Source organism: Comamonas aquatilis (genome assembly GCF_965139575.1).
Taxonomy (GTDB): Bacteria; Pseudomonadota; Gammaproteobacteria; order Burkholderiales; family Burkholderiaceae_C; genus Comamonas; species Comamonas aquatilis.
This window is the reverse complement of sequence record NZ_CBCSIW010000014.1, coordinates 50,837-70,081: the sequence shown is the minus strand read 5'-3', so window position 1 is coordinate 70,081 and position 19,245 is coordinate 50,837. Positions and strand designations below refer to the sequence as shown.

Genomic DNA, 19,245 nt, shown 5'->3' with positions numbered 1-19,245 from the left:
TGTGTCTCAGGGACTTCCTCATCCGGAATCTGCACCTGGGTACGGGCATGGCTGCGGCCGATGTTCCAATGCCGCCACCGGCAATATTCAAACCCTTCTAGAATCGCGTTGCAGCGCGTGCTTATCGCTATCTTTTCTGAAGCATTAAACGCTTACCAGATCTGGATTTCATACGGTTTTCATTATTATATTTATCACCCATGACATACTGCGTCGCTCTCAAGCTCAACGCCGGTCTCGTGTTCCTGTCCGATTCGCGCACCAATGCGGGACTGGATCAGATCAGCTCTTTCCGCAAGGCCATGGTCTATGAAAAGCCCGGCGACCGTTTCATGGTGTTGCTGGCGGCCGGCAACCTGTCCATCACGCAGTCCGTGCGCGAGCTGCTGGAGCGCTTTCAGCTTGAGGACGAAGCCACTGGCGAGGCGCTGACGATATGGAATGTGCGCAGCATGTTCGATGCGGCCCGCGTGCTGGGCGCTGCCGTGCGCCATGTCTATGACCGCGAAGCCGCCGCCCTGCAGCGTGCCGGCGTGGATTTCAATATCTCCATGGTGCTGGGCGGGCAGATCCAGGGCGAAACCATGCGCCTGTTCCAAGTCTATTCGGCCGGCAACTTCATCGAAGCCACGGGCGAGACCCCTTATTTCCAGATCGGCGAATCCAAATACGGCAAACCCGTGCTCGACCGCGTCATCACGCTGGAAACCCCGCTGGATGAAGCCGCCAAGTGCGCGCTGGTGTCCATGGACAGCACGCTCAAGTCCAATCTCTCGGTAGGCCTGCCGCTGGACTTGATCGTCTACGAGAAAAACCGTTTCGCCACCGACAAAATCGTCTGTCTGGATGCCGACAACCCCTATCTGCGCATGCTGCACGACAGCTGGGGCGAGCGCCTGCGCCATGTGTTCGACAGCATTGAAGACCCGGCCTGGGGCGGTGGCGAAACCGATGCACCGATTCGCGTGCACAGCCGCCTGGCCCATCCCCTGGTCAAGGTGGCTGCGCCCCCGCCGCTGAGCGAATCGGCAGGCCAGCATCAGGGCGCAGGCAATCTACCCCCCACGGCCTTGCGCCAGCCCATGGTTCCCGTTCAGGTCAGCCTGTTGACGGCCAAGGAGTACCAGCGCATGCAGACCGAGGCCGAGCAGGCCCGCCTGCAACACCAGGGCAGCAACTTCTTTCCCAAGCGCTGATACCTGCGATTGCCAACGCACCTGAGGGTGCGTTTTGTTTGCCTGAAGACACCACCGAGCCCTATCCAGCCCACCATGCCCATGACCAAGGCAACCGCCCCCACCAAAGCCCTGCCTGCAGAACCCCAGACCCTGCCTGTGGTGTTTGCCCATGCCAACAGCTTTCCCCTGCCCACCTACAGCCTGCTGTTTTCCCTGCTGGCCCAGCGCGGCATCCAGGCCAGCGGCGTGCAGCGCTTCGGCCATGATGCCAAGCACCCGGTCACCAACCACTGGCCCCATCTGGTCGATGAGCTGGTCGAATTTACCGAAAGCGAAGTCAAGCGCCTGGGCCACAGTGTCTACCTGCTGGGTCACTCTCTGGGCGGTATTCTGAGTTTTCAGACGGCATCCAAGCGCCCCGATCTGGTGCGAGGCGTGCTGCTGATCGACTCGCCCCTGCTGGGCGGCTGGAAGGCCAATGCCCTGGGCCTGGTCAAGCAGACGCAGATTGTGGGCTCCATCTCACCGGGCAAGATCAGCCAGCGCCGGCGCAATACCTGGGCCGACAATGCCGAGGCGCTTAGCTACTTTCGCAGCAAGAAAGCCTTTGCCCAATGGCATCCGCAAGTGCTGCAAGACTATGTGGAGCATGGCTTGGTGGACGCTGATGGCAAGCGCAGCCTGCTCTTCAGCCGCGAAGTGGAAACCGCCATCTACAACACCTTGCCCAGCAACCTCAACAACCAGCTGCGCCGCCACCCCGTGCGCTGCCCCGTGTCCTTTATCGGCGGCCGCTCCTCGGTGGAAATGCGCCAGGTGGGCATGGAGATGACGAACCGCATCACACGGGGCCGCATCATGATGCTGGACGGCAGCCACCTTTTTCCCATGGAACGCCCCGAGGCCACGGCCGCCGCCATCGAGGCCTCTCTGCTCAATATGGAGCAAACCTTGCTGCAAAAAAGCGCAGCCTGAACGCTCCTGAATCAATAGCCTATTGCGATTGTATGGATTGGGCTTGAGGTCTATTTCATTCAAAAAACACAAGCCACCATCAAAAAAAGCCACATGAAGTGGCTTTTTTTGATGGGTGAAGCGGCGCTCAGTGGTTCCAGTTCACCACGCCGGTATAGGCCGTCACCAGCACGATGATGCCGAAGACAATGCGGTACCAGGCAAAGGGCACAAAGCTGTTGGTGGAGATGAAGCGCAGCAACCAGCGCACGCACAGCCAAGCGCTGATGAAGGAGAAGATCAGACCCACGGCAAACATGGGCACGTCGGCCATGGACAGCAGAGCCCTCTCCTTGTAGAGGCTGTAGACTCCCGCGCCAATCAGCGTGGGCATGGCCAGGAAGAAGGAGAAATCGGTGGCTGCCTTGCGCGACAAGCCCATGAGCATGCCGCCAATGATGGTGGAGCCGCTGCGGCTGGTGCCCGGCACCAGGGCAAAGCACTGGACCACACCCACCTTCAGCGCATCCAGCGGCGTCATGTCGTCAATCGACTGCACGCGGGTGGCCGATGCGGGGCGCTTTTCGGCCCAGAGAATCACAAAGCCGCCCAGGATGAAGGTGGTCGCCACCACCACGGGGGTGAACAGATGCTCCTGGATGTACTTGCCGAAAATCAGCGCCAGCACCACGGCGGGCAAGAAGCCGATGATCACATTGAGCGCAAATTTTTGCGCCTGGCGGCTGGTAGGCAGCTCCACCAGCGTGCTGCGAATCTTTTGCCAGTACACCAGCATCACGGCAAAAATGGCGCCGGTTTGAATGGCGATCTCGAAGACCTTGGCCTTGGCATCCACAAAGCCCATCAGCGAACCCGCCAGAATCAGGTGGCCGGTTGAGGAAATCGGCAAGAACTCGGTCAGCCCCTCCACAATGCCCATGATGGCGGCCTTGACCAGCAATAAAGTATCCACGCGAATCGTCCTTAGGATGCAGGGTTGGGAAACAAAGCCGACCATTATCCGCCGCACCGATGGCATGCCTATGCGCAAGCCCCGGTAGCGTGGCCGCAATCGCAAACTTTTACACGCACGCGCTGAGGCGATAGGCAAAGCCGCCAAGCTGTGCTGCAATGGCTGCGCGCCGGCTGTCGGCGTTTTTCAAGCATCACACCATCATGAAAAAACTCCTTGTCTTGGCAGTTGCTTCTCTGGCTTGCAGCATGGGCATGGCCGCAGAGGACAAACCCAAAACAGCCCAGCAGCAGCTCATGGGCACTTGCAACACCGAAGCCACGGGCAAAAAAGGCGATGAACGCAAGGAGTTCATGAAGTCCTGCCTGTCCGACGGCAAAAAGCGCCAGCAGGAACGCATGAAGTCCTGCAACGCCGATGCAACTGGCAAAAAAGGCGACGAGCGCAAAGCCTTTATGAGCGAGTGCCTGAAAAAGAGCTGAGCCCGCACAGCCCTCTCACCAAAAGCAAAAACGCCATGGCATACACCGTGGCGTTTTTGCTTCAGGCGATCACCACGCCTGGCTTGCGCCGCGCGCGGCGCTTGCGCCACCAGATCACCACGCCGGTGATGGACAGCATGGCCACCATCACACCGACAAAAGACATGAGCACGCGGCCGAAAGTGCCCAGAATGCGCCCACTGTGTAGCGGCAGCTGCAGCTGCACAAACACATCGGCCGCCGTGCCATGCCAGGGACGATAGCTGCCCAGCACCTGGCCGGTGTCCGAACTCACATAGACATTGGACAGCCCCATGCCCATGGCGCCAACCTCGTTCTCGGGGTCAAAGAAGGAGATGTTGTAGAACGGGAAATCGCCGCCATACCAGATGCCGCCGGCCGGCGTGGCAATGCCCAGCTTGGGAGCTTCCAGCCTGGCAATCTCTATGGCCTTGGCAAACGAGATTTTGGGCTCGATAAAGCTGCCGAAAGGCGCGGGCTTGAGGGTTTCATACGGCCCCGGCGTGGTGGTGGAGACCTTGCTCATCACCGGATAGAACACCTCGCGGTAGAGATTGATCGAGAACGAGGTAAAGGCCACCACCACGATCACGCCCCAGATCCACAGGCCACCGGCACGGTGCAAGTCAAAGTTGAGCTTGTAAGCACCGGCGCCCCAGCGGATGCGCCAGGACGGCAACCAGCGCTGCCACCAGGATTTTCCAGGACTGACGCTCTCGGCCTTGCCCTGAGCCGGCTTTCTTTTGACCGGCAGCGTCAGCACCAGCGCCCAGAAGCTGTCTGCCAGCCACAGCAGCGCCAGGGCGCCCATGAACCAGTAACCCCAGCGGTTGCTGCCGGCAAACGTGGGGCTGAGCAGGCTTTCATGCAGATTGCGCAGCCAGGGCATGAGGTTGCGCAGGCTCAAGGCCACACTCTTGGAATCTCGGTGCCCGGTGATGATGCCCGTCACCGGGTCCAGGAATACCGTGTTGTAGTCCAGCACATAAGGCTTGGCCGTGGCGGGGTCCACCAGCGGGCGCACCATGAAGGACGCCGCTTCGCCTGGACTCAGACCCAGGGTCATATAGGAAATGTCCACGCGCGGGTCGGCCGCCTGCACCACAGCCGCCAGCTCCAGCGGCGTTTTGAGTGCGCCCTTGCCCGGCGTGTGCAGCATGTCGGCATTGAGCCAGTCATCGAGCTCGTGATCCCAGGAGAGCACAGCCCCCGTGAGCCCGGCCATGACGAGAAAGCCCGCCAGAAACAGCCCGACCCAGCGGTGAACAATCGTCCAGAGTGCGCGCATCAGAAGTTGACGGTTGCGCTGAGCGACAGCGTACGCGGAGCCGACTGCACCAGATAGTTGGAGCCTGGGTAGCCGCCCACCGAGGCCCAGAAGTTCTTGTCGAACAGATTGTCCAGACGGGCGCGCAGCGTGAGCATGCGGTTATTGCCCAGATCCACCAGATAGCGCGCGCCGATATCGGTACGCGTCCAGCCCGCCACCTTCATGGTGTTGCTGGCATTGGCGTACTGGCCGGAGGAATGGATGACGCGCGCATTGAGCGACAGGCCGGAGACTGCCGGCACATCCCAGTCCACGCCCACCGTGGCCTGGCGCTTGGGCACGCCGATGGCATAGCGGTTGTTCTGACTGGCATCAGCCGCCTGCTTGATCTTGGCATCCGTCAGCGTCAGGCCGCCGAGCAGGCGCAAGCCCTTGAGCGGCTCGCCAAACACATTGAATTCCAGACCTTGGTTGCGCTGCTTGCCGTTCTGGCCGAACACCTGGTTGAGCACATAGCTGCTGGGAACATCCGTAGTGTAGAAGGCAGCCGTCGCGCCCAGATCGCCGCGCTGCCACTTCACGCCCACTTCCTTTTGCTTGGATTTATAGGGCGCAAACACCTGCCCGGCATTGAACACCGGCAGATTGTTGGCCAGAGCCGGGGCCACCGCGCCCTTGGTCAGGCCTTCGATGTAGTTGGCGTAGACGGAAACATCGTCCGTGGCCTTGAACACCAAGGCCAGCGATGGCGTGGTGGCGGACTTCTTGTAGCTGTCGGTCTGCGCACCCGTGTTGTAGTCATAGCTGCTTTGGTCCATGCGCTGATGGCGCAAGCCCAGCGTCACGCGCAGGCGGTCGTCCAGCATGGACAGCGTGTCGCCCAGCGCAAAACTGTCAAATCGGGTCTCGCCCACCTTATAGGGATTGCCCAGGCTGCCGCCAAAAAACACATAGTCGGGTGCTGCGCTGGCATAAGGCCGATACAGGTTGTTGCTCACCCCCAGCCCCATGGCCCAGGCGCCGGACTCGGTGGCGGAATAGGTGCTGGCCGAGGCCACCAGTTCATGGCCCACGCTGCCGGTCTGCAGGCGGGTGCGGATACCGACTTCCGCCGTGCCCACGCGGTCCTTGCGCGTGTTGTCAAAACGCGTTCCCGTGGTGTCGCCGGCGGTGTTGAGCATGGTCACGCCGCTGTTGGAGTTGTCTTCCTTGCTGCGGCGCAGACCGCCAGCCGCCCAGGCGGTGGTCGTGGCATTGATATCCCATTCGCCGCGCAAAGTGGCAAACAGATCGCGCTCCTTGGAATAAGTCCAGTCCTGGCCGTAATTGGTCTTGTTGTCCGGCACGGCAGGAATGAAGTCCGAAGGCGTCACGCTGGGACGGCCGCCACGGTAGCTGTTGCGTTGATAGCCCAGGTCGGCAGATAGGCGCACATCGCGGCTGCGCCAGTCCAGTCCCAGACCGATGGCCGTCAGCGAGCGGTCTTCGCCCTTGATGCCCGTGCCCCCTTCACGGTGCACCGCATTCAGGCGCACGCCCGCGCTCTGATCCGGGCCGAAGCGGCGCGAAAGATCGGTGGAGGCATAAGCCTGGCCGCCGGTCTGAATGCCGGTCGCCACCTGGGACAACGGCTCGCTGCCTGCACGCTTGGGCAAGAGGCTGATGACGCCGCCAATGCCGCTGCCGCCCGGCGCCGCGCCGTTGAGGAAAGCATTGGCACCGCGCAGCACTTCCACCCGCTCGAAGAATTCGGCTGCCACGTACTGGCGCGGCAGCAGGCCGTAAAGGCCGTTGTAGGCAATGTCGTCGGAGTACACCGGCATGCCGCGCAGCATGTACATCTCCTGAAAATTGCCAAAGCCGCGCGCCTGGCGCACGGAAGGATCATTGAGCAGCACATCGCCCACGCTTTTGGACTGGCTGTCTTCGATCAGCTGCCCGGTATAGGCCGTGGAAGAGAAGGAGGAGTCCTTCCAGTTCTGCGTACCCAGCACGCCCATGCGTGCGCCGGTTGCCACCTGACCGCCGGCAAAGGGCTTGGCCAGACCCTGAGCCGAAGCATCGGCACTAGCCTCCACCGTCACGGCCTGCAGCGTGGCTTCGGCGGGCTGGGCAGTCTGGGCAAACAAGGCCTGCTGGCTGCACAGGGCAATCGCAGCCAAGGAAATCTGGCGAATGGAGAACATCATGAAATGGAATTGAGAATTATTTTCATCAGCATTACAAAACAGAAGTTTCCGGTTTGCCAGCAGATATGAAACATCCTTGCAGCCAGACTGCCTTCTGCACAAACAGCTAGCCACCCATGGAAAATCGCGCTATAGGCCTGTGTGAGCAATTGCTTCATGACACCGCCAGCAGCGTACCGTCGCCGCCGTTCGCGCCGCTCTCGCGCATTTCAGGCCTTGCTTTCGTCGCTTGATCGCAAAGCCCTGGCTTGGCTGCCGGCTCGCTTGCAAAGTCTCCCCTAAGCCCAGGAGAGACGCCATGTAGCTGACACCGTTGATCGCCATTCACGCTTTTTGCGCCATAGGTGCCACCGCCATAGGCCCGGTGGCTTTGTGGGCACGCCGCAACGGCTCGGAAGCCCGCCCCCGCATGCATCGTGCCGCCGGCTATGCCTTTGTCACGCTGATGCTGGGTGCCGCCTTGTCGGCCCTGTTCATCCGCGACTGGCGGCTGCCCAACCTCTGGGGCTACACGCCCATCCACCTGCTGATCCCCATCACGCTGGTCAGCCTGGCCCTGTCGTTCTGGCATCTGGCCCACCACCGTGTGGAGCAGCACCGCCGCATCATGCGCAAGCTCTACTTTGGCGCCTGCGTGACGGCCGGGCTTTTCACCCTGCTGCCGGGTCGTCTGCTGGGCGACCTGCTTGTTCAATCACTTGCTTGAAACAGGACATCACCATGAACCGCAACTTCACCCAGGACTCTCAAGCCGCCCAATATCAGCAAGCCCGCCGCAGCGCCGGCAAAAAGCTGGGCTGGTATTTGCACGCCATGGTCTATGTGCTGGTCAATCTGGGCCTTATCACTCTGGCCTGGAGCCAGGGACGGCACTGGGCCCTCTATCCGGCTCTGGGCTGGGGTCTGGGCCTGCTGGCGCATGGGCTAGCGGTCTGGTTGACCTCGCCCAACAGCCCCTGGTGGAAGCGCATGGTGGAGCGCGAACTCGAGCAGTTGCAGTCCACCGAAAAGCGCTAGCCACTCATCCAGCCTCTACCTCGCTACACCCTGGCCCACGTACCATAAGCCCATGCCCTCCCTGCCCACTTCATCGCTTGCCGGCACCTTGTTGCGTCACGGTGCCGTCACGCTGACCGCGTGCCTGCTGATCACGGCCGCACTCACTGCCGCAGGCAAAGGTCCGTGGGATGTGAACCTGGTCTATTCGCTGGCCATAGGCCTGATCAGCTGGCTGACCATTGACCTGGCCAGACTGCGCTGGAGCCAGTCGCAGGAGATTCCCTGGCCGCGCGGCCTGCGCGGCCCCTTCATCGTGGTGCTGGGCATTGCCCTGGGCTTTGGTTTTGGCAGCCTCATAGGCCAGGGCTACATCCGTGCCCTGCGGCCCGAGCTACAGCAGGCCGCACCACCTTCCATGCTGTTTCCCATGGCCATCACCATTGCCACCAGCATCCTCATGTCCTGGGGCTTTTATGTGGTGGGCAAGGCGCGCCATCTGCAGATGCAGGCCGAACAAGCGCAGCGCCAGGCCGCCGAAGCCCGGTTGGGCCTGTTGCAGGCCCAGTTGGAGCCGCACATGCTGTTCAACACCCTGGCCAATCTGCGCGTGCTGATAAGCAGCGACCCGCAGCGTGCCACACATATGCTGGACCACCTGATCGCCTATCTGCGCGCCACCCTCAGCGGTTCGCGCAGCGGCACGCACAGTCTGCAGGCCGAATTTGCCCTGCTGGCCGACTATCTGGCCCTGATGCAGATCCGCATGGGCTCCCGGCTGAGCTTTGCGCTGGACCTGCCCGAATCGCTAAGCCAGCTGCCTGTGCCGCCACTGCTGCTGCAGCCGCTGGTGGAAAACAGCATTCGCCACGGGCTGGAGCCCCAGCTGGCGGGCGGCCATATACAGGTGCAGGCCAGGCAGATGGGCGAGTACCTGCAACTGAGCGTCAGCGACAACGGCTGCGGCATAGACCAAGACATGAGCACCAGTCCGGCCACCGAAGGCAGCCGCTTTGGCCTGGAGCAGATTCGCGAGCGCCTGGCCACCCGCTACGGCCAGACAGCCACTCTCGAACTGATAGCAGCTGGCGCAGGTGGTACGCAGGCTACCATTCAATTTCCCTTGAACCCAGCCTCGCCATGACTGCAGCACCACGCGCCCTGATTGCCGAAGACGAACCCCTGCTGGCTCAGGCCTTGCAGCAGGCACTGGCCCAGGCCTGGCCCGGGCTGGAGATCATCGCCAGCGTGGCCGACGGGCTGAGCGCGGCGCAGCAGGCCTTGGAGCAGTTGCCCGACATGCTGTTTCTCGATATCCGCATGCCCGGTCAAAGCGGGCTGGACGCTGCCGCCGACATTGCCGACCGCTGGCCCGCCGATCTGCCTCTACCGGCCCTGGTCTTTGTCACCGCCTACGACCAGTACGCTCTGGCCGCGTTTGAGGCCCAGGCCATGGACTATGTGATCAAGCCCGTGCAGGCCGACAAGCTGCAGCGCAGCGTGCAACGCCTGCAAAACTGGTGGGCCAGCCGCCAGCAGCAGAGCGCTACCGCCAGCCTGGAGCAAAGCCTGGAACAGCTGCTGCAGCTGCAGCAAATACAGCAGCAGTTGCGCAAAATCAGCAACCAAGGGGCCGCAACGCTGCAAATCATTCAGGCCAGCGTGGGCAGCCAGATCCATATGGTGAAGGTGCAGGACATCGTCTATCTGGAAGCGGCAGACAAATACGTGCGCGTGCTCACCGCCACCCAGGAATATCTGCTGCGCACCCCGCTCAAGGACTTGCTGCTCCAGCTCGATGGCGATCAGTTCTGGCAAGTCCATCGCGCCACCGTGGTGCGGGCCGCCGCCATAGACCGCGTGCAGCGCGACGAGGCCGGGCGCATGTGGCTGCTGCTGCACCACCGCCCCGAGAAGCTGGCCGTCAGCCGTCTCTATGCCACGCGCTTCAAGCCCATGTGAAGAGCCACTCGGACCAAAGCACCTCAGCGCGGCGCAAGCGCCAGCACATCATCCCAGCCAATGCCTTGCATGGCATCCCAGTGCGCCACGATGACGGAACGCGGCCGGGCCGGGTCTTTCAGGCCATCGGCCATCTGCGCCAGCGCCTGTAGCACATAGCGCTCCGACGCCAGATCGAGCGCCGCCAGCGGCTCGTCCAGCAAGGTCAGAGCCGCACTACTGGCCCAGCCTGCCGCCATCCACAGCTTGCGCAGCGAACCGCTGGACAGCGCCAGCAACGGCTTGTGCCAATGCACCTCCAGCCCGAAGCCCTGCACATGTCTGGCCATCTCGGGCGCGGACCAGTGCGGGTACAACGATTGCTGCTGTGCTACCCAGTCGGCCACCAGCACGCGGCTTTGCGCTTCGCTCAAAATCTGGCGCGGGTCCTGCCAGTACAGCTCATGTGCAGGCAAGCGACCGTCTGCGGCAAAGAGGTAACTCAGCGCTCCGGCCTGGGGCTTGAGCTGACCCGCCAAAGTTTTAAGCCAGCTGCTCTTGCCTGTGGCTTCATCGCCCTGAATCAGACACAGACCTGCGGGCCACACATGGCTGGCAGCATCGGCCAGCACCAGACCGGGGTAGCCAAAGCGCAGGCCGTCCGCCTGCACCATGGCTGCTTGGCTCTGCAATGCATTTACTACTGAATTCATAGCTATCCGCGATTACTCCATTGGGGCTACAGGCATTATTTATTCAAAAACCCGCCGACCACCCGGTCCAGGCTGCAGCGGGCAAAATAGCCGCCTTGTTTTGTTGACCCGCAATATGCCATGGCCCTGGACTATCTGGATTTTGATTACAGCGAAGACGAAGAAGGCACAGGCACCTGGGACGCCATGGCCTGTGTGAAAGCCGAGCGAGTACCGGCGCTGGCCGCCGAGATTGAACAGCTGCTGCGCTGGGCCCAGCAGTCGTTTGCCGGCCGCCAGGGCGCGGTGGACGACGGTTTCGACTGGGACTACGACTTGCAGGCCCAGGACGATGACGGCGCCTCGCTGCCTGCGGGATTTGACGCCGCCAGCGGCCGCCTGCAACTGGCCGCCGCGGCACCGGGCCGCACCACCGTCAATCTGTCGATTTCAGGTTCGCAGCAGTTTGGCGATGCGCTGCGCGAGGCCTTCGAACTCGATAACTGAGCAGCAGCGACTCACTGCACAGCAGCGGGCTGAGTAACGGACTGAGTAACGGACTGAGTAACGGACTGAGTAACGGGTTGATTTGCGGCCTGGGCAACTGCCTTGCCGTCCACGGGCTCCCAGCGCCCGGCCACATTCTTGAGCAAGGTATTGACCGCCGTCAGCCGGCGGTTCTTCACGCTGATCAAATTGTTCTGCGCACTGAGCACCGTGGTCTGGGCCGAGAGCACATTGAGATAGGCCACGATTCCTGCCTTGTACTGGTTGTTGGCCACCGTCAGCGATTTTTGGGCGGCCACCAGGGCCTCGCCTTGAAGGGCTTCCTCTTGCGTCAGATGGGTGGCGGCCACCAGGTTGTCCTCCACCTCCTGCAAGGCCGTGAGCACGGTTTGCTTGTAAGTGGCCGCCGCCAGATCCAGCGATGCGCGGGCCGATTCCACGGCCGCATTGCGTGCACCGCCGTCAAACAGATTCAGCGCCAGCGCCGGGCCCAGCGACCAGAACAGATTGGGCGCGTTGAGCAATTCGGACAGCATGGAATTGCGATAACCCGCACTGGCCGACAAGGTCAGCGATGGGAAGTAGGCCGCACGCGCCACGCCGATCTGGGCATTGGCCGCAAACACGCGGCGCTCGGCCGCCGCGATATCGGGACGCTGCTCCAGCAAGGTGGAAGCCAGCATGGCGGGCACGGCAGGCGGCGTGGGCAGCACGCCGGTCACCGGCAGGCTGAAGGCCGCCGGCGCCTTGCCCAGCAAGGCGGCCAGGGCATGCTCATATTGGGCGCGTGTGGTTTGCGATTCCAGCAGTTGCGCTTGCGTGCTCTTGTATTGCGACTCTGCCTGGGCCACGTCGGCCGAGGACACTACGCCGGCCTTGTAGCGGTTTTGCGTCAGCTTCAGGCTCTGCTCGTAAGCCTCCAGGCTTTCCTGCTGCAAAACAGCTTGGGCTTCGGCCGCGCGCAGCGAGAAATAAGTCTGCGCCACCGAGGCCTGGGTGGACAGGCGGGCCGCTGCCAGATCGTCGCCGCTGGCCTGGGCACTGGCGCGGCTGGAGTCCACCGCACCCGAAAGCTTGCCCCAGAGATCCAGCTCCCAGCTGGCGCTCAGCCCCAGCGAGAAGTTGTTGTTGATGCTGCCGCTGCGCGCCACGTTCTCGCCATTGGTGTTGCTATAGGTGCCGCCACCGGTCAGGGCGCGGCTGCCGCTGCCCGTGGTGCCCAGGGTGGGCAGTTGCGCGGCGCGGCTGCTGGCCACGCTGGCCTGGGCCGCACGCAAGCGGGCCACGGCCTGCTCCACGCTGGGGTTGGCCTTGGCAGCTGCATCCTGCAGCTGGTTGAGCACGGCATCGCCATACACCGTCCACCACTGTGCAGACACGAGCACGGGTTGGCCGTCTGCACCATGTCGGGCCGCCTGCCAGATGCCGAACTGCGCGGCCTGGGGTGTGGCCTCCTTGAACTGGGCAGGCACTTGCATCTGGGGCACTTGGTAGAGCGGCTGCATGGAGCAAGCTGCCAGAAACAGCGCCGCCACCAAGGGCAGCAGACGCGGCGAAGACTTCAAAAAAGTGAGCTTCTCGCGCTTGTTCATCCTGAACTTCAGGCCGATTTGATTCAGATTTATCTCTTGCATGGTGATCTCACTTGCCGGCATTCAGTACCCCAGGCGTGGGCGCAGTTTGGGCGGCTGCGCCATGGCGCAACCAGGCCGGACGTGCCGCCCAGCCGCGCAGCACGCGGCGGCGGATACGGTCCAGCAGCACATAAACCACGGGGGTGGTGTAGAGCGTGAGCAACTGGCTGAGCAACAGCCCGCCCACGATGGCAATGCCCAGCGGCTGGCGCAGCTCTGCACCATCGCCCCGGCCCAGGGCCAGCGGCAGCGCACCGAACAGTGCGGCCATGGTGGTCATCAGAATCGGGCGCAGGCGCAGATTGCAGGCACGGTAAATCGCCTGGGCCGCGCTGGCGTGACCGCTTTTCTCACGCTCCAGCGCGAAGTCGATCATCATGATGGCGTTCTTCTTGACCAGGCCAATCAGCAAGATCACGCCGATGAAGGCGATCAGCGAAAACTCGGTCTTGCACAGCATCAGCGCCAGCAGCGCGCCCACGCCGGCCGAAGGCAGCGTAGACAGAATCGTCAGCGGGTGCACCAGGTTTTCATAGAGTATGCCCAGCACCAGATAGATGGTGATGATGGCCGCCAAAATTAATAGCGGCTGGCCCGCCAGCGCCTGCTGGAAGGCTCCGGCCGAGCCGCTGAAGCTGCCGCGAATCGACACCGGCACGCCCAGCTCCAGCATGGCATTGCGAATCGCATCATTGGCCTGCGACAGCGATGCATTGGGCGCCAGGTTGTAGCTCACCGTGCTGGCCGGCGTGCCGCTCTGGTGCTGCACGGACAGCGGCGTGGTCGAGGTGGTGATCTTGGCAAAGGCCGTCAGCGGAATCTGCAGACCCGCGCTGTTGACGAAGAAGAAGCCGCGCAGCGTCTCCGGGCTTTGCAGATACTGGGGCGCGGCCGTCATCACCACGCGGTACTGGTTGAGCGGGTTGTAGATCACGCCCACCTGGCGCTGGCCAAAAGCATCGTTCAAGGTATTGTCGATCTGCGAAACCGTCAGACCCAGACGCGTGGCCTGGTCGCGGTCTATGACCAGCTTGGTCTGCATGCCGTTGTCCTGCACATCGCTGTTCACATCGGTCAGCTCGGGCAGGGTCGAGAGCACCTGGCGAATGCGCGGCTCCCACAGACGCAGCTCGGCCGTGTCGTCGGCCTGCAGCGTGTACTGATAGGCCGACATGCTTTGCCGTCCGCCAATGCGCACATCGCTCTGGGTCACCATGAACAGGCGCGCGCCGGGCTCGTCCTTGAGCTTTTCACGCAGGCGGTTGATGACTTCGTCGCTGGAGACCTTGCGCTCGGCCATGGGCTTGAGCGACATGAACATATTGGCCGAATTGGCCTGGCCGCCGCCGGTAAAGCCGGTCACATATTCCACGGCCGGGTCCTGCTGCACCACATCCAGAAAACGCTTGATGCGCCGCTCCATGGCCTGAAAGGACGTGGACTGATCGGCGCGGATAAAGCCCATGACGCGGCCCGTGTCCTCGCTGGGCATAAAGCCTTTGTCTATGGTCTGGTAGAGATGGACATTGAGACCGATGACCGCAGCCAGACAGAGCAGCACCACGGGCTGGTGGCGCAGGCCCCAGGCCAGCGTGCGACGGTACAAGGCGGTCAGGCGTTTTTCAAAACGGTCCATGGCCTGCGAGATGCGCAACCAGAACGCATCCCAGCGGCGCGTGGAGGGGCGCTTGGCACGCTCGGCGCGGCGGCGCTCCTCTTCGGCGGGCGTGCGCAGCAAGGCTGCACACATCATGGGCGTGGTGGTCAGCGAGATGATCATGGACACCAGAATCGCCGCCGACATGACCACGGCAAACTCACGAAAGAAGCGCCCGACGACGCCGGCCATGAACAGAATGGGCACGAACACCGCGATCAGCGACAGGCTCATGGAGACCACGGTAAAGCCGATCTCGCGTGCGCCCTCGATGGCCGCCTGCATGGCGGACTTACCGCGCTCCATATGGCGCATCACGTTTTCCAGCACCACGATGGCGTCGTCCACCACAAAGCCGGCGGCCACCGTGAGCGCCATCAGCGAGAGGTTGTCCAGCGTGTAGCCGCACAGATACATGATGCCGAAGGTGCCCATCAGCGACACCGGCACGGCCACGGCGGGAATCAGCGTGGCGCGCAAGCGGCGCAAAAACACGAACACCACCATGATGACCAGCGCAATCGAGATCAGCAGCGCGTTCTGCACTTCCTTGACCGAAGCGCGCAACGTAGGCGTACGGTCCGAAATCACGGTCACGTCGATGGCAGGGTGAATAGAGGCCCTGAGCTGCGGCAGCATGGCGCGCACCTTGTCCACGGCCTGCAGAATATTGGCGTCGGGCTGTTTGAAGACCTGCAGCAGCACGGCGGGCTTGCCGTTCATCACGCCGTAGTTGCGCACATCCTGTACCGAGTCCTTGACATCGGCCACATCGGACAAGCGGACGGCATTGCCGTTGTTCCAGCGCAGCACCAGCGGCGCATATTCGGCGGCCGTACGGGCCTGGTCGTTGGTGGCGACCTGCCAGTAATGGTCTTCACGCTCGACCGCGCCCAGAGGACGGTTGGCATTGGTGGCGCTGATGGCCGTGCGCACCGCATCGAGAGAGACACCATTGGCGGCCAGCCGCACCGGGTCCAGCTCCACGCGCACGGCAGGCAAGGCGCCGCCGTTGATCGACGCCTGGCCCACGCCCTCGACCTGGGCCAGCTTTTGCGCCAGCACGGTGCTGGCCGCGTCATACATCTGGCCGCGCGTCAGCGAATCCGAAGTCAGTGCCAAAATCATGATGGGCGCATCGGCCGGATTCACCTTGCGATAGGTCGGGTTGCCCGGCATGCCCGAGGGCAGCAAGGTACGCGCGGCGTTGATGGCGGCCTGCACATCATGGGCCGCACTGTCCACGGTGCGCGTCAGATCGAACTGCAAGGTGATGCGGGTGCTGCCCATGCTGGAACTGGACGTCATCTCGTTCACGCCAGCAATGCTGCCCAGCGCCCGTTCCAACGGCGTGGCCACGGTGGCGGCCATGGTGTCGGGTGCGGCGCCGGGCAGGCTGGCGGTGACGGAAATCGTCGGATAGTCCACCTGCGGCAGAGGTGCCACCGGCAGCAGAAAGTAGGCCATGCCGCCCACCAGCGCCATGCCAAGCGTCAGCAGCATGGTGGCGATGGGGCGGAAGATGAAGGGCGTGGAAATGCTCATGGACGCGCCCCACCCTGGTCGCCGCGCTCCTCGCCCATGACTTCCGCTTCGGAATGCGGCACCTGCTTGACGGCCGACAGGCCGCGCTTGGTGCGCCAGTTCTCGGCCCAGTTTTCAAAGGTCAGATAGATCACCGGCGTGGTGAACAGCGTCAGCAACTGACTGACCAGCAGGCCGCCCACCAGGGTCACGCCCAAAGGCTGGCGCAGCTCGGCGCCCACGCCCGTACCCAGCATCATGGGCAGCGCGCTGAGCAGGGCCGCCAGCGTGGTCATGAGAATGGGACGGAAACGCAGCAGGCAAGCCTGATAGATGGCGTCGCGCGCATTCATGCCCTCTTCGCGCTGGGCGTCCAGCGCAAAGTCGATCATCATGATGGCGTTTTTCTTGACGATACCGATCAGCAAGATGATGCCGATGATGGCAATGATGTCCAGATCCAGCCCGGCGATCAGCAAGGCCAGCAACGCCCCCACGCCGGCCGAAGGCAAGGTCGAGAGAATCGTGATCGGGTGAATCGTGCTTTCATACAGCACGCCCAGCACGATGTACATGGTGATGATGGCGGCCAGCACCAGCAGCAGCGTGTTGGACAGCGAGGCCTGGAAGGCCAGCGCTGCGCCCTGGAACTGCGAATCCACCGACAGCGGAATCTGCCCTTCGTCGCGCAGTTGCTGGATGATGGCCTGCGCCGCTTCCACCGCATGGCCCAGCGATACGCCGGGCGCCGTGTTGAAGGAGATGGTGGCCGCCGGCAGCTGCCCCACATGGTTGACGGCCAGCGCCATGGGGCGCTCGCTCACCGTGGCAATCGACGACAGCGGCACCGGCGCACCGGTGCTTGAAGCGGCATAGATGTTCTGCAGCGCCTCGGGGCCGACCTTGAACTGGGGCGCCACCTCCAGCACCACGCGGTACTGATTGGACTGGGTGAAGATGGTGGAGATCAGGCGCTGGCCGAAGGCGTTGTACAGCGCCGAGTCAACCGATGCCACCGTCACGCCCAGACGGCTGGCCTGGGCGCGGTCGATCTGCACATAGGCCTGGCGCCCCTGATTCTGCAGATCGCTGCTCACATCCAGCAGTTGCGGCAGCTGCTGCAGCTTTTCGACCAGGGTCTTGGTGCTGGCGGTCAGCTGCGTCATGTCGGGTGAAGACAGCAGCAACTGGTACTGCGTACGCGCCTGGCGGTCTTCGATCGTCAAATCCTGCACGGGCTGGGCATAGAGGCGTATGCCGGGCACGGCCTGGGAATCTTCGGCCAGGCGGTTGAGCACCACGGGCAGACGGTCACGCTGACCATGGGGCTTGAGGTCGATCTGGATGCGGCCGGTGTTCAACGTGGTATTGGTGCCGTCCACGCCGATAAACGAGGAGATGGAGGCCACGGCCGGGTCCTTGAGCAAATGCTCGGCCAGGGCCTGCTGGCGCTCGGCCATGGCCGCAAAAGAAATGGACTGGTCGGCCTCGGTGGTCGCGGCAATCGTGCCCGTGTCCTGCTCGGGGAAAAAGCCCTTGGGCACGACAAAGTACAGCAGCACCGTGACCACCAGCGTGGCGATGAACACCAGCCAGGTCAGCTTGCTGTGATCCAGCACCCAGGTCAGCATGCGACCGTACTCGGCAATCACCTTGTCAAAAAAGCGCGCCACGGCCGCGCCAATGCCTTTGGACTCGGCTTTTTGCTGCTCGCCTTCGGGCTTGTGGCGCAGCAGGCGCGCGCACAGCATAGGCGTGAGCGTGAGCGAGACCACGGCCGAGATCAGGATTGCCACCGTCATGGTGATGGCGAATTCATGGAACAAGCGCCCCACCACGTCGCCCATGAACAGCAGCGGAATCAATACCGCGACCAGAGAAATGGTCAGCGAGATGATGGTGAAGCCAATCTGCTTGGAACCCTTGAGCGCGGCCTGCATGGGCGGCTCGCCCTTTTCCACATAACGGGCGATGTTCTCGATCATCACGATGGCATCGTCCACCACAAAACCCGTGGCAATGGTCAGGGCCATCAGCGTGAGGTTGTTGATGGAAAAGCCCGCCAGATACATGATGCCAAACGTGCCTATCAGCGACAGCGGCACCGCCACACTGGGAATCAGCGTGGCCGAGGCACTGCGCAGGAACAGGAAGATCACCATCACCACCAGAGCAATGGCCAGCGCCAGCTCGAATTGCATGTCCTTGACCGAGGCGCGGATGGTGACGGTCCGGTCGGTCAGCACCTGCACATCGATGGAGGCCGGCAGCGTCTCCTTGAGCTGGGGCAGCAAGGTCTTGATGGCATCGACGGTGGCAATCACGTTCGCCCCCGGCTGGCGACGGATGTTGAGAATCACGGCCGACTTGGAGCCCGTCTCAGGCGTGCCCGACCAGGCAGCCAGGCGCGTGTTTTCGGCATCGTCCACGGTCTGCGCCACATCGGACAGGCGCACGGGGTTGCCGTTCTTGAAGGCAATGATGAGATTGCGGTATTCGGCCGCCGACTGCATCTGGTCGTTGGCATCGATGGTCGAGGCACGGTTGGGGCCGTCGAAGCTGCCCTTGGCGGTCTTGACGTTGGCGGCCGAAATGGCAGAGCGCACATCATCGAGCGTCATGCCAAAGCTGGCCAGCGCCGCAGGGTTGGCCTGAATGCGTACCGCCGGTCTGCGTGCACCGGCAATGGCCACAAGGCCCACGCCCTTGACCTGGGAGAGTTTGGGAGCCAAGCGGTTTTCCACCAGATCGTTGATCTTGATGACGGGCAGCGAAGGTGAGCTGATGGCCAGCGTCAGCACCGGCGCATCGGCCGGGTTGACCTTGCTGTACAGCGGGGGCATGGGCAGGTCGCTGGGCAGCAGATTGGTGCCCGCGTTGATGGCGGCCTGCACCTGCTGCTCGGCCACATCCATGGACATGTCGAGCGCAAAGCGCAGGCTGATGACCGATGCGCCACCGGAGCTGGTGGAAGACATCTGGTCCAGCCCGGGCATCTGGCCGAACTGGCGCTCCAACGGTGCCGTGACGTTGGACGTCATCACATCGGGGCTGGCGCCCGGATACAGCGTGGTGACCTGGATCGTGGGGTAGTCCACCTCGGGCAGGGCCGAGATGGGCAGCAGTCGGTAGGCAAGAATGCCCGAAATCAGCACGGCCACCATCAAAAGCGCGGTGGCAATCGGCCGAAGAATGAAAAGACGGGAAAGATTCATGATGGCCGCAGG

15 protein-coding genes are annotated in these 19,245 nt (G+C 62.8%); 8 read left to right on the top strand and 7 right to left on the bottom strand.

Annotation, left to right across the window (positions count from 1 at the left end):
* Positions 1 to 200 precede the first annotated feature (200 nt).
* Complete coding sequence (locus ACNAZA_RS15680; RefSeq protein ID WP_415797479.1) at positions 201 to 1,196, top strand: proteasome-type protease; 996 nt, start codon at positions 201 to 203, stop codon at positions 1,194 to 1,196.
* Positions 1,197 to 1,277: 81 nt separating this feature from the next.
* Complete coding sequence (locus ACNAZA_RS15675) at positions 1,278 to 2,153, top strand: alpha/beta fold hydrolase (RefSeq protein ID WP_415797478.1); 876 nt, start codon at positions 1,278 to 1,280, stop codon at positions 2,151 to 2,153.
* 127 nt (positions 2,154 to 2,280) lie between these two features.
* Here ACNAZA_RS15675 and ACNAZA_RS15670 read toward each other — a convergent pair whose 3' ends face one another.
* Positions 2,281 to 3,105: an undecaprenyl-diphosphate phosphatase gene (locus ACNAZA_RS15670; protein WP_415797477.1), complete on the bottom strand. Its 825-nt coding sequence runs from the start codon at positions 3,103 to 3,105 to the stop codon at positions 2,281 to 2,283.
* 203 nt (positions 3,106 to 3,308) lie between these two features.
* On the opposite strand from ACNAZA_RS15670, the gene ACNAZA_RS15665 reads away from it, so the two are divergent.
* Positions 3,309 to 3,587, top strand: a complete 279-nt coding sequence (locus ACNAZA_RS15665) for a PsiF family protein (protein ID WP_120971228.1) — start codon at positions 3,309 to 3,311, stop codon at positions 3,585 to 3,587.
* A 61-nt stretch (positions 3,588 to 3,648) separates the two neighbouring features.
* Here ACNAZA_RS15665 and ACNAZA_RS15660 read toward each other — a convergent pair whose 3' ends face one another.
* Together ACNAZA_RS15660 and ACNAZA_RS15655 are read right to left on the bottom strand one after the other, a co-directional pair.
* A complete protein-coding gene (locus ACNAZA_RS15660; protein WP_415797475.1) occupies positions 3,649 to 4,896 on the bottom strand; it encodes a PepSY-associated TM helix domain-containing protein in 1,248 nt (415 codons plus the stop codon).
* The gene (locus ACNAZA_RS15655) at positions 4,896 to 7,064 is read right to left on the bottom strand and encodes a TonB-dependent receptor (protein ID WP_415797517.1); all 2,169 of its coding nucleotides are present in this window, start codon (positions 7,062 to 7,064) and stop codon (positions 4,896 to 4,898) included. The genes ACNAZA_RS15660 and ACNAZA_RS15655 overlap by 1 nt, the downstream gene beginning before the upstream one ends.
* Before the next feature lie 307 nt (positions 7,065 to 7,371).
* Between ACNAZA_RS15655 and ACNAZA_RS15650 the strand changes: the two genes are divergently transcribed.
* The 4 genes from ACNAZA_RS15650 to ACNAZA_RS15635 are packed head-to-tail and all read left to right on the top strand — an operon-like array spanning position 7,372 to position 10,025.
* Complete coding sequence (locus ACNAZA_RS15650; RefSeq protein WP_415797516.1) at positions 7,372 to 7,773, top strand: DUF2306 domain-containing protein; 402 nt, start codon at positions 7,372 to 7,374, stop codon at positions 7,771 to 7,773.
* Positions 7,774 to 7,787: 14 nt separating this feature from the next.
* Positions 7,788 to 8,084 (top strand): 2TM domain-containing protein, encoded by a 297-nt coding sequence (locus ACNAZA_RS15645; RefSeq protein ID WP_415797473.1) that lies wholly within the window; start codon positions 7,788 to 7,790, stop codon positions 8,082 to 8,084.
* A gap of 52 nt (positions 8,085 to 8,136) precedes the next feature.
* Positions 8,137 to 9,207 (top strand): sensor histidine kinase, encoded by a 1,071-nt coding sequence (locus tag ACNAZA_RS15640; RefSeq protein WP_415797471.1) that lies wholly within the window; start codon positions 8,137 to 8,139, stop codon positions 9,205 to 9,207.
* Positions 9,204 to 10,025, top strand: a complete 822-nt coding sequence (locus ACNAZA_RS15635) for a LytR/AlgR family response regulator transcription factor (protein ID WP_415797470.1) — start codon at positions 9,204 to 9,206, stop codon at positions 10,023 to 10,025. Before ACNAZA_RS15640 ends, ACNAZA_RS15635 begins: the two co-directional genes overlap by 4 nt.
* Before the next feature lie 23 nt (positions 10,026 to 10,048).
* Here the strand turns inward: ACNAZA_RS15635 and ACNAZA_RS15630 are convergent, their stop codons facing one another.
* Positions 10,049 to 10,717, bottom strand: a complete 669-nt coding sequence (locus ACNAZA_RS15630) for an ABC transporter ATP-binding protein (RefSeq protein WP_415797468.1) — start codon at positions 10,715 to 10,717, stop codon at positions 10,049 to 10,051.
* Positions 10,718 to 10,837: 120 nt separating this feature from the next.
* Here ACNAZA_RS15630 and ACNAZA_RS15625 point away from each other — a divergent pair, with 120 nt between their 5' ends.
* Positions 10,838 to 11,203: a hypothetical protein gene (locus tag ACNAZA_RS15625; RefSeq protein ID WP_415797467.1), complete on the top strand. Its 366-nt coding sequence runs from the start codon at positions 10,838 to 10,840 to the stop codon at positions 11,201 to 11,203.
* Positions 11,204 to 11,214: 11 nt separating this feature from the next.
* On the opposite strand, the gene ACNAZA_RS15620 is transcribed toward ACNAZA_RS15625, so the two are convergent.
* From ACNAZA_RS15620 to ACNAZA_RS15610, 3 genes are read right to left on the bottom strand one after another with little or no spacing between them, the layout of a single operon-like run.
* Positions 11,215 to 12,795: an efflux transporter outer membrane subunit gene (locus ACNAZA_RS15620; RefSeq protein WP_415797515.1), complete on the bottom strand. Its 1,581-nt coding sequence runs from the start codon at positions 12,793 to 12,795 to the stop codon at positions 11,215 to 11,217.
* 49 nt (positions 12,796 to 12,844) lie between these two features.
* On the bottom strand, positions 12,845 to 16,039 hold the full coding sequence (locus tag ACNAZA_RS15615) for an efflux RND transporter permease subunit (protein WP_415797466.1): 3,195 nt from the start codon (positions 16,037 to 16,039) through the stop codon (positions 12,845 to 12,847).
* Complete coding sequence (locus tag ACNAZA_RS15610) at positions 16,036 to 19,233, bottom strand: MdtB/MuxB family multidrug efflux RND transporter permease subunit (protein WP_415797464.1); 3,198 nt, start codon at positions 19,231 to 19,233, stop codon at positions 16,036 to 16,038. Before ACNAZA_RS15610 ends, ACNAZA_RS15615 begins: the two co-directional genes overlap by 4 nt.
* Positions 19,234 to 19,245 lie beyond the last annotated feature (12 nt).

Bases quoted from the DNA above. Each gene is read 5' to 3' on its own strand.
- ACNAZA_RS15660 (WP_415797475.1), bottom strand. From the start codon at position 4,896: ATGCGCGCACTCTGGACGATTGTTCACCGCTGGGTCGGGCTGTTTCTG.
- ACNAZA_RS15625 (WP_415797467.1), top strand. From the start codon at position 10,838: ATGGCCCTGGACTATCTGGATTTTGATTACAGCGAAGACGAAGAAGGC.
- ACNAZA_RS15665 (WP_120971228.1), top strand. From the start codon at position 3,309: ATGAAAAAACTCCTTGTCTTGGCAGTTGCTTCTCTGGCTTGCAGCATG.
- ACNAZA_RS15610 (WP_415797464.1), bottom strand. From the start codon at position 19,233: ATGAATCTTTCCCGTCTTTTCATTCTTCGGCCGATTGCCACCGCGCTT.
- ACNAZA_RS15680 (WP_415797479.1), top strand. From the start codon at position 201: ATGACATACTGCGTCGCTCTCAAGCTCAACGCCGGTCTCGTGTTCCTG.
- ACNAZA_RS15675 (WP_415797478.1), top strand. From the start codon at position 1,278: ATGACCAAGGCAACCGCCCCCACCAAAGCCCTGCCTGCAGAACCCCAG.
- ACNAZA_RS15635 (WP_415797470.1), top strand. From the start codon at position 9,204: ATGACTGCAGCACCACGCGCCCTGATTGCCGAAGACGAACCCCTGCTG.
- ACNAZA_RS15655 (WP_415797517.1), bottom strand. From the start codon at position 7,064: ATGTTCTCCATTCGCCAGATTTCCTTGGCTGCGATTGCCCTGTGCAGC.
- ACNAZA_RS15615 (WP_415797466.1), bottom strand. From the start codon at position 16,039: ATGAGCATTTCCACGCCCTTCATCTTCCGCCCCATCGCCACCATGCTG.
- ACNAZA_RS15620 (WP_415797515.1), bottom strand. From the start codon at position 12,795: ATGAACAAGCGCGAGAAGCTCACTTTTTTGAAGTCTTCGCCGCGTCTG.
- ACNAZA_RS15630 (WP_415797468.1), bottom strand. From the start codon at position 10,717: ATGAATTCAGTAGTAAATGCATTGCAGAGCCAAGCAGCCATGGTGCAG.
- ACNAZA_RS15640 (WP_415797471.1), top strand. From the start codon at position 8,137: ATGCCCTCCCTGCCCACTTCATCGCTTGCCGGCACCTTGTTGCGTCAC.
- ACNAZA_RS15645 (WP_415797473.1), top strand. From the start codon at position 7,788: ATGAACCGCAACTTCACCCAGGACTCTCAAGCCGCCCAATATCAGCAA.